This is a genomic window from Mycobacterium sp. SMC-16 (genome assembly GCF_046250085.1).
In the GTDB taxonomy this organism is placed as follows: Bacteria; Actinomycetota; Actinomycetes; order Mycobacteriales; family Mycobacteriaceae; genus Mycobacterium; species Mycobacterium phocaicum.
In genome coordinates, this window is sequence record NZ_CP176427.1 from 4,124,395 (window position 1) to 4,139,522 (window position 15,128).

The 15,128-nt window shown below is 65.8% G+C and carries 17 protein-coding genes; 8 read left to right on the forward strand and 9 right to left on the reverse strand.

Features of this window, described 5'->3' with window-relative positions; genetic code table 11:
• Position 1: 1 nt before the first annotated feature.
• Together ACJEIK_RS19950 and ACJEIK_RS19955 are read right to left on the reverse strand one after the other, a co-directional pair.
• Positions 2-1,030 carry a phosphotransferase family protein gene (locus tag ACJEIK_RS19950; protein ID WP_409430179.1) on the reverse strand — a complete coding sequence of 343 codons (1,029 nt, stop codon included), beginning with the start codon at positions 1,028-1,030 and terminating at the stop codon, positions 2-4.
• Positions 1,030-1,785, reverse strand: a complete 756-nt coding sequence (locus tag ACJEIK_RS19955) for an SDR family oxidoreductase (RefSeq protein ID WP_409430180.1) — start codon at positions 1,783-1,785, stop codon at positions 1,030-1,032. The genes ACJEIK_RS19950 and ACJEIK_RS19955 overlap by 1 nt, the downstream gene beginning before the upstream one ends.
• Before the next feature lie 105 nt (positions 1,786-1,890).
• Between ACJEIK_RS19955 and ACJEIK_RS19960 the strand changes: the two genes are divergently transcribed.
• A complete protein-coding gene (locus tag ACJEIK_RS19960; protein ID WP_409430181.1) occupies positions 1,891-2,529 on the forward strand; it encodes a QsdR family transcriptional regulator in 639 nt (212 codons plus the stop codon).
• Here ACJEIK_RS19960 and ACJEIK_RS19965 read toward each other — a convergent pair.
• Both ACJEIK_RS19965 and ACJEIK_RS19970 read right to left on the reverse strand, forming a co-directional pair.
• Positions 2,497-3,684, reverse strand: coding sequence for a Rieske 2Fe-2S domain-containing protein (locus ACJEIK_RS19965; RefSeq protein ID WP_409430182.1), 1,188 nt, complete (start codon positions 3,682-3,684; stop codon positions 2,497-2,499). The genes ACJEIK_RS19960 and ACJEIK_RS19965 overlap by 33 nt on opposite strands.
• A 20-nt stretch (positions 3,685-3,704) precedes the next feature.
• Entirely contained in the window at positions 3,705-4,349 is a 645-nt protein-coding gene (locus ACJEIK_RS19970) for a TetR family transcriptional regulator (protein WP_409430183.1), read from the reverse strand.
• 120 nt (positions 4,350-4,469) lie between these two features.
• On the opposite strand from ACJEIK_RS19970, the gene ACJEIK_RS19975 reads away from it, so the two are divergent.
• From ACJEIK_RS19975 to ygiD, 3 genes are read left to right on the forward strand one after another with little or no spacing between them, the layout of a single operon-like run.
• Entirely contained in the window at positions 4,470-4,970 is a 501-nt protein-coding gene (locus ACJEIK_RS19975) for a VOC family protein (RefSeq protein ID WP_409430184.1), read from the forward strand.
• Positions 4,970-6,433 carry an FAD-binding protein gene (locus ACJEIK_RS19980; protein WP_409430185.1) on the forward strand — a complete coding sequence of 488 codons (1,464 nt, stop codon included), beginning with the start codon at positions 4,970-4,972 and terminating at the stop codon, positions 6,431-6,433. Before ACJEIK_RS19975 ends, ACJEIK_RS19980 begins: the two co-directional genes overlap by 1 nt.
• A gap of 13 nt (positions 6,434-6,446) precedes the next feature.
• Positions 6,447-7,241, forward strand: coding sequence for a 4,5-DOPA dioxygenase extradiol (ygiD, locus tag ACJEIK_RS19985; RefSeq protein WP_138250005.1), 795 nt, complete (start codon positions 6,447-6,449; stop codon positions 7,239-7,241).
• Positions 7,242-7,248: 7 nt separating this feature from the next.
• On the opposite strand, the gene ACJEIK_RS19990 is transcribed toward ygiD, so the two are convergent.
• The 3 genes from ACJEIK_RS19990 to ACJEIK_RS20000 form a co-directional block, all read right to left on the reverse strand.
• Positions 7,249-7,383: a hypothetical protein gene (locus ACJEIK_RS19990; RefSeq protein ID WP_256370081.1), complete on the reverse strand. Its 135-nt coding sequence runs from the start codon at positions 7,381-7,383 to the stop codon at positions 7,249-7,251.
• Between the two features lie 68 nt (positions 7,384-7,451).
• The gene (locus tag ACJEIK_RS19995) at positions 7,452-8,630 is read right to left on the reverse strand and encodes an NAD(P)/FAD-dependent oxidoreductase (protein WP_135355308.1); all 1,179 of its coding nucleotides are present in this window, start codon (positions 8,628-8,630) and stop codon (positions 7,452-7,454) included.
• A 383-nt stretch (positions 8,631-9,013) separates the two neighbouring features.
• On the reverse strand, positions 9,014-9,895 hold the full coding sequence (locus ACJEIK_RS20000) for a cutinase family protein (protein WP_135355309.1): 882 nt from the start codon (positions 9,893-9,895) through the stop codon (positions 9,014-9,016).
• A gap of 181 nt (positions 9,896-10,076) precedes the next feature.
• Between ACJEIK_RS20000 and ACJEIK_RS20005 the strand changes: the two genes are divergently transcribed.
• The 4 genes from ACJEIK_RS20005 to ACJEIK_RS20020 are packed head-to-tail and all read left to right on the forward strand — an operon-like array spanning position 10,077 to position 14,034.
• Positions 10,077-10,202 carry a hypothetical protein gene (locus tag ACJEIK_RS20005; RefSeq protein WP_256370082.1) on the forward strand — a complete coding sequence of 42 codons (126 nt, stop codon included), beginning with the start codon at positions 10,077-10,079 and terminating at the stop codon, positions 10,200-10,202.
• A 39-nt stretch (positions 10,203-10,241) separates the two neighbouring features.
• The gene (locus ACJEIK_RS20010; RefSeq protein WP_135355310.1) at positions 10,242-11,570 is read left to right on the forward strand and encodes an MFS transporter; all 1,329 of its coding nucleotides are present in this window, start codon (positions 10,242-10,244) and stop codon (positions 11,568-11,570) included.
• Complete coding sequence (locus ACJEIK_RS20015) at positions 11,570-12,874, forward strand: ABC transporter substrate-binding protein (protein ID WP_135355311.1); 1,305 nt, start codon at positions 11,570-11,572, stop codon at positions 12,872-12,874. The genes ACJEIK_RS20010 and ACJEIK_RS20015 overlap by 1 nt, the downstream gene beginning before the upstream one ends.
• Before the next feature lie 11 nt (positions 12,875-12,885).
• Positions 12,886-14,034, forward strand: coding sequence for an FAD-dependent oxidoreductase (locus tag ACJEIK_RS20020; protein WP_064860802.1), 1,149 nt, complete (start codon positions 12,886-12,888; stop codon positions 14,032-14,034).
• Between the two features lie 34 nt (positions 14,035-14,068).
• On the opposite strand, the gene ACJEIK_RS20025 is transcribed toward ACJEIK_RS20020, so the two are convergent.
• Together ACJEIK_RS20025 and ACJEIK_RS20030 are read right to left on the reverse strand one after the other, a co-directional pair.
• Positions 14,069-14,311, reverse strand: a complete 243-nt coding sequence (locus tag ACJEIK_RS20025) for a hypothetical protein (protein WP_064860803.1) — start codon at positions 14,309-14,311, stop codon at positions 14,069-14,071.
• 311 nt (positions 14,312-14,622) lie between these two features.
• A complete protein-coding gene (locus ACJEIK_RS20030; RefSeq protein WP_064860804.1) occupies positions 14,623-15,126 on the reverse strand; it encodes a hypothetical protein in 504 nt (167 codons plus the stop codon).
• Between the last annotated feature and the right edge of the window lie 2 nt (positions 15,127-15,128).

The following is a 15,128-nucleotide window of genomic DNA, read 5'->3' on the forward strand; positions in this document are numbered from 1 at the left end:
GTCAGTGCTCCTTGAGTGCGTTGAGGCCGGCGTCCAGCAGGAAGTGCACCGCGTCACCGGCGAACGAGAATCCGTCACCGACGGTCTGCCCGTTGACATAGCGGTAGTGGATACCTTCGAAGATGCCTGCCATCTTGAAGAAGGCGAGACCGAGGTAGAAGCCGAAATCACCTAGCGGACGGTCGATTCCGGCGTGGTAGCGGTCGATGATCTCCTGTTCGGTCAGGAAGCCGGGGGCTTCGCTGACATCGGAGACCTCCCCGTTGCCCGATGCGGCCAACTGCCCGTAGGCCACCATCAGCGCGAGATCGGTGAGCGAGTCGCCGATGGTGGCCAACTCCCAGTCGATGACGGCGGCGGGCCGGTCCGCGGAATCGAACAGCACGTTGTCGAGGCGGTAGTCGCCGTGCACGATGCCGGGTGCCGAATCGGCCGGAACCCGCTGCGACAGCGCGTCATAGAGCTTTTCCATGACGGGCAGGTCCCGGGTGCGGGCCGCCGCGAACTGCTTGTGCCACCGGCCGACCTGACGCCCGAGGAACCCTTCGGGCCGGCCGAAGTCCGCGAGCCCTACCGAGGCGGGATCGACGGAATGCACCGCGACCAGGGTGTCGACGAGTCGCTCCGAGATGAGCCGGGTGCGCTCGGCGCCCAGCGCCGTCAGTTCGGCGGCCTGCCGGTAGGGCGTGCCGTCGATCTCGGCCATCACATAGAAGGGTGCGCCGAGCACGGAAGCGTCATCGCAGAATCCGTACATCGCGGGCACGGGCACCGCGGTGGGCGCCAGCGCCGACATCATCCGATATTCGCGACTCATGTCGTGGGCCGTGGCGAGCAACTCGCCCACGGGAGGCCGGCGGACGATCCACGACGAATCGCCATCTGTGACACGGTAAGTCAGGTTCGACTTGCCACCGGCGATCAACGTCGCCGACAGCGTGGCACCGGCGTCGGGCATGGTGGCCGACAGCCACGCACCGAGGCGGTCCAGGTCCAGCCCCGGCAGTTCGAGATGCGTGTCGGCGGCCATCAGACGCCGCCGCCCAGCAGCACGCCGCCGTCGATCGTCAGGGTCTGACCGGTCATCCAGCCGGCGTCGTCGGACAGCAGGAACGCCACCACCGAGCCGATATCTTCCGGCACCCCAAGGCGTTTGAGCGCGTAGTGCGAGCTGACCTCTTCTTCGCGGCCTTCGTACAGCGCCGTCGCGAAGCGCGTCTTGACGACGGCGGGCGCGACGGCGTTGACGCGGATGTTCGGACCCAGCTCGACGGCCAGCTCCTCGGTGAGGTGGATGACCGCGGCTTTCGAGACCCCGTACAAGGCGATGCCCGGCGCCGGGCGCAGCCCGGCAATCGAGGCGACGTTGACGATCGCGCCGCCGTGCTCACGCTGCCAGGCCCGGTTCACCTTCTGCACCCACGACAGGGCGGAGAGCACGTTGACTTCGAGAATCTTGCGCGCGGCGTCCATGTCGATGTCCATGAGCGGCCCGTACACCGGGTTGATGCCGGTGTTGTTGACGAAATAGTCGACGGTCCCGAACTTTTCGAGGGCCTTGGCCACCACGGCATCCTGATGCTCGGTGTCGTCGCCGCGGCCGGCCACGGCCAGCGCGACGTCGGGGCCGCCAAGGTTCTCGACGGCGGCGTCGAGCGCTTCCTGTTTGCGGGCGGTGATCACCACCTTGGCGCCTTCGTCGACCAGACGCTGGGCAATGGCGAATCCGATGCCACGACTGGCACCCGTGACGATCGCGGTTTTTCCTTCGAATCGCGTGCTCATGTCAACTTCCTCGTGGGGTTGGCGGAACATGGCCCCACTACGTGGGACACATAGGCGAAGTGTGCCACACTGGCACACAGCGGCGCAATGTCCCATAATGGAGGGATGTCCGGAGTTGATTCGACGACGCCCGCCCCGTCCGCGCGACTGGGCACGGCCTTGAGCCGCCAGGCCGCGGTCGACGCGGCGACCCGGCTGTACCTGGCAGGCGAGCCGGTCGACATGTCGGCACTGGCCACCGAACTCGGCATCGGTCGCTCAACCCTCTACCGGCTCGTCGGTAACCGGGAAGACCTGCTGGCCACCGTGCTGGCCGAGGCCACCGAACGCACCTTTCGGCGCACCGTCGCCGACATGGCCGCCGAGGCCGGAGCCGACGCCGGACCACCCGGCGGCACCGAATACATCCTTGCGGTGATGGACCGGTTTCTGAATGCGGTTGTCGACGCGAAACCGCTGCAGGCGGTGTCGCAGCGCGAGCCGCTCCTGATCGTGCGGCTCATGCTGCTGCCCGGTCTCGTGGAACAGACCGCGGGGCGCCTGGTGGGGGAACTCCTCGACGCCGAGGTGGCCGCCGGCCGAATGGAACTACCGCTACCCACCGCCACTTTCGGCCTCGCGCTCATCCGCATGTGCGACGCGCATCTGTATGCGCCGCTGCTGGGCGGCGGCGCCCCCGAGATCGGTACCGCGCTCGACCTGGTGGCCGCCCTACTCGGCCACAGCCACCCCGGTGAGGGCTGAATCCTGTTGTGACAGAGAGCCCGACGCCAGGGCAGCCAGATTGTCTGCCACTTCAGCTTCCCAGCGCTCGATGGAATGCGTGGTGTCGATCTCGTACTCGAAGCGGTCGGTCATATCCGGTGTCACGTCTTCGACGTCGACATAGAACTGCTCGTACCAGCGGCGCTGCTGATATACCGGTCCGTCTTCCTCGGTGAGCAGTGGGTTGTCGATGCGGGCCTTGTGCTTCCAGATCTCGACGTCCTGCTCGAAACCGGTCTGCACTCCCTCGATGAAAGTCCGTGCGAGTTCGGCGTTTTCCTGTTCGGTCAGGCCGGGCAGCTTCTTGACGATGGCACCGTACTGCAGCACGAACGAGTTCGGGCTGACCGGATAATGCGAGTTGATCAGGATGGTGTCGACGGTCATCCCGTTGGCCACGCTGCGCAGCCGGTCGATCATGTACGAGGGTCCGAAATACGAAGCCTCAGAATAGAGAATCGACGTGGGGTCATGGAAGGTGCTGACGACCATGTCATCCCGCGGCGTCGAGTCCATCACCTGGGTGGCGACATGGCCTTCGAAGATGTTCTTGAAGTTCCGGGGAAATGCGTAGTGCACGTAGAAGAAATGCGCCATGTCGACGTTGTTGTCGACGATCTCGCGGCAGTGCGAACCTTCGATGAGCTGAATGTTCCAGGTCCAGTCGGTCCAGGCGTCCGTGCCGTATCCCTCGATCTCGGGGATGTCGACCTCCGGCGGCGGGGCGTTGCCCTGCGGGTCGTTCCAGACGAAGAGCTGCCCGTTGCGTTCGAGCGTGAGCCACGAGCGGGTGCGCGCCAGCCGCGGCGTCCGCTTGGCGTAGGGCACCAAGGTGCATTTGCCGTCACCGCCCCAGCGCCAGTCGTGGAACGGGCACGCGATCGAGTCGCCCTTGACGCTGCCGTACGCGAGGTTGCCACCCATGTGGCGGCAGTAGGCGTCGAGCACGTTGAGCCGGCCCTGACTGTCGGCAAAGACCACCAACGACGTACCGAACGCGTCGATCTGATGGGGCGCACCGTCATTGAAGTCACGGATCAGGCCGAGGCAGTGCCAGCCGCGGGCGAACCTGGTCGGGTTCTCCCCCGCCTCGATCTGCCGGACGTCCGGCTGCTCCTGGTCCGTGACCGACATACGCTCCTCCATCGTTGTTCTCACCGGGGTTCGATCAGTGCGGGCATCGGTGCGGTGAGCAGACCGACGACCATCGCGACGATGTTGTCCCTCGCCTCGGCTTCACTCAGGGCACCGCGGACCGCGTCGCGATGCTCTTCCACATGACGTTCGTGGTCGGCGAGCAGCGTGTACATGACCGAGGCCATTGCCGCCATGCGTTGGCGCCGAAGCGCTTCCGGTAGGTGATCGAGTGCCCTCAGCAGCCGGGTCGTGAGGATTCGGGTGGCCGGCCATTGCTCCGCCGTGAGGGTGAGTTCGGCCATGACCGGATGATGGCGCACGCGTTCGAGAAAACGGGCGTAGTGGCTCGACCCATCGGAATACGGAGTGTCGAACAGCGGCTCGACCAGGATGGCCACCAGGGCGGTGATGCTGTCGTCAGGCTCCCCGGCACTTTCGTGGTCGGCCAGCAGTGCCAGCCGCGCCTGCTCCAACGGGGCCTGGCGATGACCAATGATGGCCTTGATCAAGCCGTCTCGCGATCCGAAGTGATAGTGGACGGCCGAATTGTTCCGCTGACCCGCAGCCACCGCGACGTCGCGCAGCGACACCTCGGGGCCGAATTCCGCGATCAGGCGTTCGCCGGCGAGAAGCAGCTGAATGCGTGCATCGGTCCGACTCACAGGCGTCAGTGTAGTTCTCGCGCTTCAGAATGCAATCACCAATGCTTGACCATTTAAGCGAACGCGCTTAGTTTGAGGTGGTTCGTCCAGTCGCACAGCCGGCTTCCCGGAAGGAAACCCATGACCGTCTCGTATGGACCGATCTGCCAAACCGCCTGGGTCACCGAAGACATCGAGGCAACCGAGCAGTTGCTGAGCAAGCAGTTCGGCGTCGGTTCATGGGTCCGGTTGCCCAACATCGAGTTCGGGCCGGAAACCTGCCGCCTGCACGGGGAACCCGCAGATTTCACTGCCCACATCTCGATGTCCTACTCGGGCGACATGCAGCTGGAGCTGATCCAACCGGTGCGCGGCGTCAGCATCTACACCGAATTCCTGGATCGCAGCGGACCGGGTCTGCACCATGTGTGCTTCGAGCCAGGTGATTTCGATGCGGCCGTCGCGTCGGCACAGGAACAGGGACTGGCCATCGTGCAACAGGGTGAGATGTCCGGCGGATTGATGCGTTTCGCCTATGTCGACGGAGCGTCGGCCGGCGTGCCGTACATCGAACTCGGCGAGTTCAGCCCCGAGATTCGGGCGATGTTCGAGCACATCAAGAAGACCTCGGCGGGTGCGTGATGATTCCGGAAACAGTATCTGCACAGAGTGTTTCGTCGTTCTCAGATGAGGTCGACGTCCTGGTGGTCGGACTCGGCATGGCAGGCGGATGCGCGGCCGTCGAAGCAGCCTCGTCGGGTGCGCGCGTACTCGTGCTGGAGCGGGCCGCGGTGGCCGGCGGCACCACGGCGATGGCGGGCGGCCACTTCTATCTGGGCGGCGGCACCGTGGTGCAGGAGGCCACGGGCCACAGCGACTCCGCCGCCGAGATGGCCGCCTATCTGACCGCGGTCTCGAAAGATCCTGTGCCGGACCTGATCAACGCCTACTGCGAGGGAAGCGCCGAACATTTCCGGTGGCTGGAAGCCCTCGGATTCGAGTTCGAGCGCAGTTACTACCCCCACAAGGCCGTCATTCAGCCGGAGACACAAGGACTGATGTACACCGGCAATGAGCAGGTGTGGCCGTTCCGCGAGCAGGCGACTCCGGCCCCACGGGGCCACAAGGTCCCGGTACCCGGCGATACCGGCGGAGCGGGCATGGTCGTCAAGCTTCTTGTCGAGCGACTGGGCGAACTCGGCACGGAAATCCGTTACGAGACGGGGGTGTCCGCCCTCGTCGTCGACGGCGACCGCGTCGTCGGCGCAACCTGGAAGCACTTCGGTGAGACAGGCGCAGTGCGGGCGAAGTCCGTCGTCCTGACCACCGGCGGCTTCGTGATGAACCGCGAGATGCTGGCGCAGCATGTGCCGCGTCTGGCCGACGACCGCGTTTTCGCCTTGGGCAGCACCTACGACGACGGCATCGGTATCCGTATGGGCCAATCTGTCGGTGCCGCAACCAAATACCTCGACCAGGCGTTCATGACCGCCCCGGTCTATCCGCCCGCGACGCTCCTCACCGGCCTCATCGTGAACCGCAACGGGGACCGGTTCGTCGCCGAAGACTCTTATCACGCGCGAACTTCCGCCTTCGCCCTCGAGCAGCCCGACAGTGTCGCGTACCTCGTCGTCGATTCACGACATGTCGAGATGCCGACGATGCCGTTGGTTCAGTTGATCGACGGCTGGGAGGAAGTCGCCGAGATGGAAGCTGCCCTCGGTATCCCGGCCGGCCGGCTGCAGTCCGCGCTCGACAGGTACAACGCGGGTGCGGCGCGTGGCGAGGACCCCGACTTCCACAAGGCCGCAAAGTATCTCGAGCCGCAGGACGTCGGCCCATGGGCGGCATTCGACTTGAGTCTGGGCAAGGCGTTCTACAGCGGCTTCACCCTCGGGGGCCTGGCGATCTCGGCCGACGGTGCGGTGCTACGCGACGATGGCAGCGCCATTGCCGGGCTGTACGCAGCCGGCGCCTGTGCCTCCACCATCGCGCAGGACGCCAAGGGGTACTCCAGCGGCACCCAGCTGGGTGCGGGCTCGTTCTTCGGGCGGCGCGCGGGGCGCGCTGCTGCCCGAGCGGCAACCCGGGAGGAATGTCGGTAGCGTTGATCGGACAATGACCGGATCAGTCGACCTGCCCACCGTCATGCCCGCCGCGTTCATCGGGCATGGCAGTCCGATGAACGCCGTGGAACGCAACCGGTACACAGCCGCATGGACGGAATTCGGCCAGTCGGTGCCACGGCCCCGGGCGATCCTGGTGATCAGTGCGCACTGGTACATCAACGCCACCGCGGTCACCGCGATGGCGCAGCCCCGCACCATCCACGACTTCTACGGCTTCCCACAGGAGTTGTTCGGTGTGCAGTACCCGGCGCCGGGACTGCCCCAGCTGGCCGACGAGATCGCCGAGACCGTCAAACCCACCTGGGTCGGCGCTGACCGGGACAGCTGGGGCATCGACCACGGCACCTGGTCGGTATTGGTGCATGCCTTCCCGGATGCCTCGATCCCGGTGGTGCAGTTGTCGATCAACGCCGAGAAGCCGCTGGAGGAACACGTCGCGCTGGGCGCACAACTGGCCGAGTTGCGCAGCCGCGGCGTGCTGATCGTCGGCAGCGGCAACATCGTGCACAACCTGCGGGCCATGAACACACGGCTTCCCGACAGCGGATTCGATTGGGCCACAAGGTTTGACGATGCAGCGGCCGATCTGCTGACCGCCGCACCCGCGGACATTCTGCGCCTTCGGGAACATCCCGACTTCGCCGCCGCCGCACCGACACCGGACCACTTCATCCCGATGCTCTATTTCGCCGGGCTGTGCGCCGCCGCCGACACCCCTGCGCACGTGCTCGTCGACGGCTATACCTACGGGTCGCTGTCGATGACGTCGTACACCCTGACCTGACAGGCGCTCACGCTGTGCTGGTGGCGTCAACCTCTGTCGCACCAGCGGGTTTCAGCGCCTCGGCCGCCGTCGCGTACGCGTGGCGGTGGTTGAGGAACTGATGACGCGCATTTTCGCCGACCAGCGTCCGCACCTCGTTCATCAGGGCGCGCCTGCCTTGGGGTCTGCGTCGCAGGAGCCGCCCCGCCGAGCCGAACAACCGGCCCGGGCTCAGCACCTGCGACGACTTCTCCCGGTGCGTGAAGAGATCGAGGAACCGCCCGATCTGCCCGTTGTCGTGCAGGTCCGCCACCATCTGCGGGAAGACGGCCGGCACTCGGCCCGCCTTGCCCAGATCGTCGGCGAACCAATAATGATCGGAGAATTCGTGATCGCGCCACCGGCCCACATCGTCAGCGCCGCGTCCTGCACCTCCAGTGAACCGCCCAGCCCCGCCATGATTTTCGGCACCGCCGCGTCGACCTGTGCGAACGCGTCACCGATCCCCCGGCCCGGCGCCGGGTCCTTGAAATGGCCGGCGTCGCCGACCAACATCCACCCCGGCCCGCACGGGTCCCGGAAGAAACCGTTGTAGTGGACCATCCCGAACAACTTGCCGACCCGCTGAGCACCCTCAAGCGCCTCGGCCACCGGTTCACAACTGAGGGCGTGTTCCATGAAGCTGCGTTCGAGGTTGGCGCGGAATCGCGGGAGCTCGCTCAACTCGGGGATCACGATGACCTGATACAGCCCGTTGTCGGCTGCGGCGCTGATCACGAACTTGTCGGCCCACCGATGGAACACATTGGTCGGTTCCGCCGGCATGTTCGCGCCCTCGAAGAAAGCCCAGTACGCGAACCGTTGATTGGGCACGACGTTGTACTTCCGTGCCGCAACAAGATTGGCGACGGTCGAGTTACGACCGTCTGCGCCGACGACCAGCCGGGCACGCAGCTCGTCCTCCCGGCCGCGAGTCCGGACGCGCACGCCGGTGACCCGGCCGTCGTCCTGCACCAGGCCCGTGACATCGGCAGCCATTCGCACTTCAGCCCCCGCCTGCTCGGCGGCACCGACGAGGATCGGGTCGAGCAGGGTGCGCCGGACCGAGGCACTACCTCCGACATCGCCTGCGCGTTGTGGCCATTCGACATTGAATCGGAAGTCCTCGGCGCGGGAATTGGACCGCATCATGAACGGCGCACCGGTTGCGTGCAGCTGATCCGTCACGCCGAGCCGATCGAGGAAAGCCAACCCGTCGGCCTCGAAGATGTGGGTCGACAGGGTGTCTCGCGGAAATGTCGCGCGTTCGAGTACCGCAACGTTCACACCCTGCCGCGCCAGCATCGTGGCCAGCGGCGAGCCGGCACATCGAGCGCCGACGATGACGACATCAAATCCCTGGGCCAACATGGTTGCTCCCGAAGTTCGCACTGCGCCGAGGCAGGCCGCACCCGGCGCAGCTGGGGAAAGCGTACGCCGCACAATGCGTGACGTACAGCAATTCTTCAGGACTTTGCCGTGCTTACCTGAAACGGAATTTCGCCGGTTTTATCACAGCGCCGTCAATGCCACGACGCGCTAGACCCGTTGTTCCACAGCAGTTCTGACGTAACTGTGGTTGCGCGCGACGATGGCGTACTCACGCCGCCGACAGGCCGGCGTGCCATGAATTGCATCAAAACTGTTCGCTTGCAACTGGATTCGTCACCGTAGCGCTCAAGATGCCGGTCGTGGAGTCCGCCGAAAACTGCGAAACCTGTTGTGCGCACGTACTGCTGCGCACAGCAGCGGCGCTACGACAAAGCGGGTCCGGGAGTCGGCGACGTCGTAGTGGAGGTCGACGGAACCGAACTGGGAGGCTGCAATCCGTAGCCGGCCTGCGGGCCCGGCGGCGTGCCGTACGTCTGCGGAGGTCCGGGCAATGCGCCGTAGCCCATTTGCGGGTTGGTACCGGGCTGCGGGCCATACGCCGGGAACTGCGAGCCGTACCCGGGCGGTGTCAGATGCGAGCCGGCAAGGAGCTTCGACGCCACGAAAGCCGCTGCCTGGTCCGTGTAAGCGGGAACATAACCCTGCGTGTGTCCACTCCAGGAATTGCCCGCACCGGCGTGGCAGATCGGGTCGGCAGGATTACAGAGGTCGATCGCCTTGGGACTGAGCGGTGAGTTCTGGGTCGGCGGCGCTCCGTCGGTGCGGTCTGCCTGGTTGCCGAAAGTAGCGACGGCCGCGATGTTCTTGTTGTACTCAGGCGGCAACGGATCACCCCAGTTGATACCGGAGAAGCCGGCCACGATGTTGACGACGCTCGCGCCTTGCGAGTAGCCACCCAGAACGATCTTTGTATCGGGGCAAGCCGACGCCGTGGACTTGATGTGAGCGATCGCGTCCTTGGCCCCCTCGCCACTGTGCCGCTGCGTGATGGTGGCCTTGTAGTTCACCGCATACGACCTGATGGTCAAGCCGCCGGCCTGCTTGCGCAGCGCATCAACGAGGGCATCCCCGACCCGGCCCATACCTGCCGGCTCGTCGGTGCCGCGCGCGAAGATGACTTCGGCGTCGGGACAGTCGTCGGCAGCAGCCACCGGAGTCGCACCGGTGATGATGAGCGGGGCCGTGACGGTCAGCAGCACCGCAGCGCCGGCAACGCCTGAGCTACGGAGGTGGCGAATCAGCATCTGCACATCTTACCCGCATGCAGGAAAGTAAGACAAACCCCTGAACTGCAAATATCTTCCAACCAGCAATCAGAACTCCGCCCGCGGACCTCGCTGAGGCGCGTTTCCGGCAAACCTCGCGCCTGCGATTCTGGCCACACGCAACGGGGCTCCGCAGGCGGTAACCGGTATAGTCGCCGGCGTGGGTGCTCGTTCTGACCAGGCTCCCGCACCCATGGTGCGGGCGTACTCGTCGTGCACCCCGACTTTTCTCTCCTCGATCTGGAACCGCGCCCGCCTGGCGCCGCTGAACAAATTCGCGCGCTGATTCTCGCTGCCCGAACGTTCCCTTTTCCTGTGATGAGAAATGAAGCCATCTCTCTGCGCCGTTGCGGCGTCGCTGTACCTCGCTGAGTACACCCTCTATTCGAATTCCTCCGCGACCGTCCTTCTGAACGCGTCGATCGCGGACTTCTTCCATCTGCCCTACGGCCGTGCCGCGTACGTCGGCGTGGCCTTCCTGGCCGGTTTCTGCGCGACCCTGCTGCCGGCCGGCCTGCGGCTGCACCGATGCCGGCCGATCACCACGTTCTACGTCAGTTCGGCGGCGCTCGCGGTGCTCGGCATCGCTGCGAGCCTCAGCCCTTCGTTCTCGGTACTCATCATCGTCCGGTTCCTGCAGGGCGCGGTGTCGGCCGTGCTGGCACCGCAGTTGTTCCGCATCGCGCGGCAACAGTTCTATCCCGATCACCACACGGCATTCCTGGGCACCTGGGGGCTGGTGGTATCGGCGTCGGCGTTGTGTTCACCGTTGATCACCGCGGTGCTCAACGACGCGTGGGGGTGGCGGGCCTTCCCCTACGAGACGGTGCTGACCACGTTGGTGTCGATTCCACTGCTGGCGTGGGGCGCACATGGCGGGGCAGCTGCGCCCGACTCCGCGGCCGAGAACTCCCGCCGGGGCAGGGGTTTGATCATCGGCGTCGGGCTGGCGCAGGTCGCCATCTTCCTCGCGGTCGGGGCGACCACCGAGCCGGCGACCAAGGTCCTGCTCAGCGCGCTGGCGACGGGGCTGGGCGTCGTGGTCATCGCCACCTGCCGATCGTCGGCGGGCGACGAGGCCCGGCAGCCGGTGCTGTACCGCAGCCTCCTGATCGTCTTCGTGGCGGGCATCGCGACCAACGTGTTCACCTTGGTGGTGATCTATGTCCTACAACGGATGCAATCGTTCAGCTCCTACCGGGCCGCGCTCGTTCTGGTACCCATGGCGGTGGTCGCGGGCCTGCTGCCGATTTCGAAGTTCGGCCGTCCCGGCGATACCGCGAAGAACATCCGGCTGGTGAGTTACGGCGCGGCGTGCCTGGCACTGGCCGGTTGCTGGGTCGCAGTGACCGCCGACGAGGTGGACTCGTTGCTGATCGGCGCCACGGTGATGGGCGGCGCCATGGGCTTCCTGTGGAGTTCACTGGCCACGAACGTGCTGACGAATTCCGTTCGGGTCACGTTTGATTCGGCGGTGTACCACTACCTGCGGGCGTTGGGGGCGGCTATCGGGGTGTCGGTCGGTGCGACGGCAATCGGCGACTTCGAGAGTCCGCACCGGCTGTTCGTCTTCGCCGGAGCGTTGATCGCCGTCGTCGGCGTCGTAGCGTCCGTCGCGGCACGGTCGGTCACTCGTGTCGAGGTCCGGCGGTGATGAGCGACATCGTTTTCGCCTGGCCTCCCGGGCAGCTCACCACGGACCCACGCCTGGCCTACAACGGAATCTCGAAAACCTATGTGCGCCAGGTGTTCGAGAGCCTCGTCGACGTCAACCCGGTGACCGCGCAGGTGCGGCCGTGGCTGGCGTCGAGTTGGTCGCGTCCCGATCCGCTCACGGTGGAACTGACGATTGCGCCCGGCCGGCGCTTCTCCGACGGGGTCCCGTTGACCGCCACCCTCATCCGAAACAGCTTCTGCGACATCATGACTGATCTCGCGGCCAGCACTCCCCTGCCGTCGGCTGTTGCTGCGCTCGCCGGACTGTCCGCTGTCGAATCGCACGGCGATACCGTCGTGTTCCGGTTCGAGCGGCACAACGCCGCGTTCCTGCACAGCCTGGCCGGCGTGAACCTGGCGGTCAGCAAGCCGTCTGCCGGTGACGTGCGCCTGGGCACTGGGGCGTGGGTGCCGGTAGATACGGGATGCCTCACCAATGGCAGGCACCGCCTATTGTTCGGCGCGGGTTACGACGGACCGGCCGACGTGCGCGCCGGTGCCACAGCCGGCTTTCTCACCGCCGAAATCCACCACCCGGGAATCAGTTATGGCTTGTGCCCCAACGTCTCCCGCGGTCCGCTCGCCGATCCGCGAATCCGGCGCGCACTGTCGCTGCTGATCGATCGCGAGCGACTGCGCCCGATCCTGCAGTCGTGCGGCTACGCCGTGGCGAGCTCGGTGCTCACCCCGACCGCGCAGCACCACCTCGACTGCTCCGCGCAGCTTCGGCGCGATACTGCGACGGCACGGCGACTACTCGATTCGGCCGGCGCCGACGCGTTGCGGTTCGAGGTGGTGTTCAACAGCTCGTTCTCCCCGATCGACCGCGAACTGTTGTCGGCCGTTGCCGAACACTGGGCCGATCACGGCGTCGAGCTGGCACTCCGCGACGTCGACTTCGGCGAGCTCCGGTCGCGGCAGCAGGCGAGGACCTACGATTTCCGGTTCTTCTATTACACCGCAATCGATCCCGATGCGCTGCGCTATCAGTTCGCGATCGAGCAACGCAACGCGATGTGTCGTACCGAACGCGAACACCTCGACGACCTGCTCGACGCGCAATTGCACTGCCCCGACCACACCGAGCGCCGAAAGCTGGTGCATGACATCCAGCGCCGGCTCATTCACGACGGGCTGTGGCTGCCGATCGGCAACGTGCGCACCGTCGTCAGCCACCGACCGGACACCGTGCCCCGACTCGCGCTCGACGCCGAGGGCCTGGCGCGCTTCCCCCATCTGTAGAAAGGCACACCGTGTCAGACCACACCACCGCACCAATCGTCATCGTCGGCGCAGGCCTGGGCGGGCTCGCCGCAGCAATTGCGTTCCACCACAATGGCCACCACGCCATCGTGGTGGACAAGACCCGTGAGCTCGGCGAGGTCGGCGGCCCGCTCGGCATCTCGCCACCGACGCTGCGACTGTTCAGCGAATGGGGCATGCTCGAGCAGTTCAACCAGACCTCCTCGGCGACGCGGTATTTCGAGACGCACGATCAGAGTGGTCACGTGGAATCCGTCACCGACTACGCGGCGATCCCGGAAATCGGTGCCGAACACGGCCGGTTCGGATACGCCGATACCGAGCTGTCACCACGCACCGTGCACCGGGCCGATCTGCATGCCTTGATGGTGGCGCATCTCGGCCGCGACCGAATTCGCCTGCGCCACCGCCTGACCGGGATCGCCGAGCACGACGAACACGTCGCGCTCACCTTCACCGACGAAACCGTCCTGCGCGCTCCGTTGGTGATCGGCGCCGACGGGCTGCGGTCCACCGTGCGTGGGCTTTTCAGCGATGACTCGATCCACTACTGCGGTTCGGTGATCTTCCGCGCCGTCAGCCCCGTCAACTGTCTCGGTACCCGCCCGAACGACCGGTTACGCTCGTGGCATTCGGCCGACTACGCCAAACACGTCATCGCAATGCCGGTGCGCGCGGGCCGGCAGGTAGCGGTCGACGCCACCCTCGGCATCGATGAACCACCACTGCACCTGTGGTCGGCGCGCGCGGACCTGGCAGCGTTGGCGAGGCAATTCGACGGTTTCGAACCCGTTGTGGGCGAGCTGATCCGCGGCGCCACCGGTCCGGTGTACATGCACCCCGTCTACGACCGCGACCCCGTCGACCGCTGGACCACCGCCCGCGTCGCGCTGCTCGGTGATGCCGCGCATCCGATGACGCCGTTCGGCGGGCAGGGCGCCAATCAGGCGATCCAGGACGGTGCCGAGCTCGCGCGTCAACTGACCGATGCTGGCGACGGTGATGTCGCCGCAGCACTCCAGCGCTACCAGGCCGTCCGGACCGCGCAGACGGCGGAGATTCAGCGCTCAGCGCGGCAGCTGGCCTCGCGGCGGGCGACCATCGCGATGCGACTGACCGACGTGCTGGTCGACGCCTAGCCCCGCAGACCATGAAACATGCCGAGGCAGTGGCCTAACGCTTCTCGCTGCCCCCGACACGCGCGATCAACCGGGCGAACCACTCGCGAAAACGCACATGCCGCGGCTGCTTCTCGTCTCCGGTCACGTCGACCCAAGATCCCGCACCGTACTTGTTGGTCTGCGCAGACCCGGAGCGGACGATCTCAAGCGAACCGTCGGTGTGCTTGATGTAGCGGTCAGCGAAGCGTGCGAATTCGTCTACTGCACCGCCGTCGCGCGTGACGTGGACGGTCATGATGAAAATCCAATCTCTAGCGTTTTCCTCGTGACTGCGTTGAGCCAGCGAGTTGCCTTGCGGTCAAACACGTTCAGGCGAGGCATGCGCGACGACAGTCGACGCCGCAGTTTGAGGCGTCATCGCGACGCTCCGCTCTCGGCCGGGAATCGGCCAGATCAGTTCAACTCGGCGACGAAACAGCTTCGAACAGCCGCATGCGAGATACCGCCGATTACCCCACACTACGCCGGATCGGCGTGACCTCGCAGAGATTCATGGTGACCGTCGTATGGTGCGTACGGCAGCTGAGCAATATCAGTGCGATGTACTTACGGTGCAACAGTATTGAGATCAGACACCCGATTCCGGCGGTTGGACTCGGTGTGCGGAGCCAACGCCAGCCAGTAGAGCGCGACCACCGCCGGCGGCGCCAGCAGCGGCAGCCACGGCAGGTCCGGATTCACCGCGGTGGCGACGACGCCGATGAGTGTAAAACCAAGCATGCCAAGCAGTGTCGGCCTGGTCATGGTGACCACCCCGGCGCCCGCCGCATGTCGCAACAGCAGGTACGCGGCCGCGGACAGTCCCGATAGTGCCGCGACCAGCGCCGGCGAGTCGGACAGAGCCAGTACCACCACCGTGAGCAGTACAGCCCCCGTCGCCGCAGCCCGGAACGCCAGCCCGGTAGCCACCGCCGCCAGTGCCGCAACGGCAACGATTAAGGCCATGCCCTGGGCCTGGATACCGGCCACCGCGACCATGAGGACACCGAAGCCGGTCGAAAGCGTCCGGGCACCAGGCTGACCCAACCGGGTTGCCGCGTCGGTCGTCATCG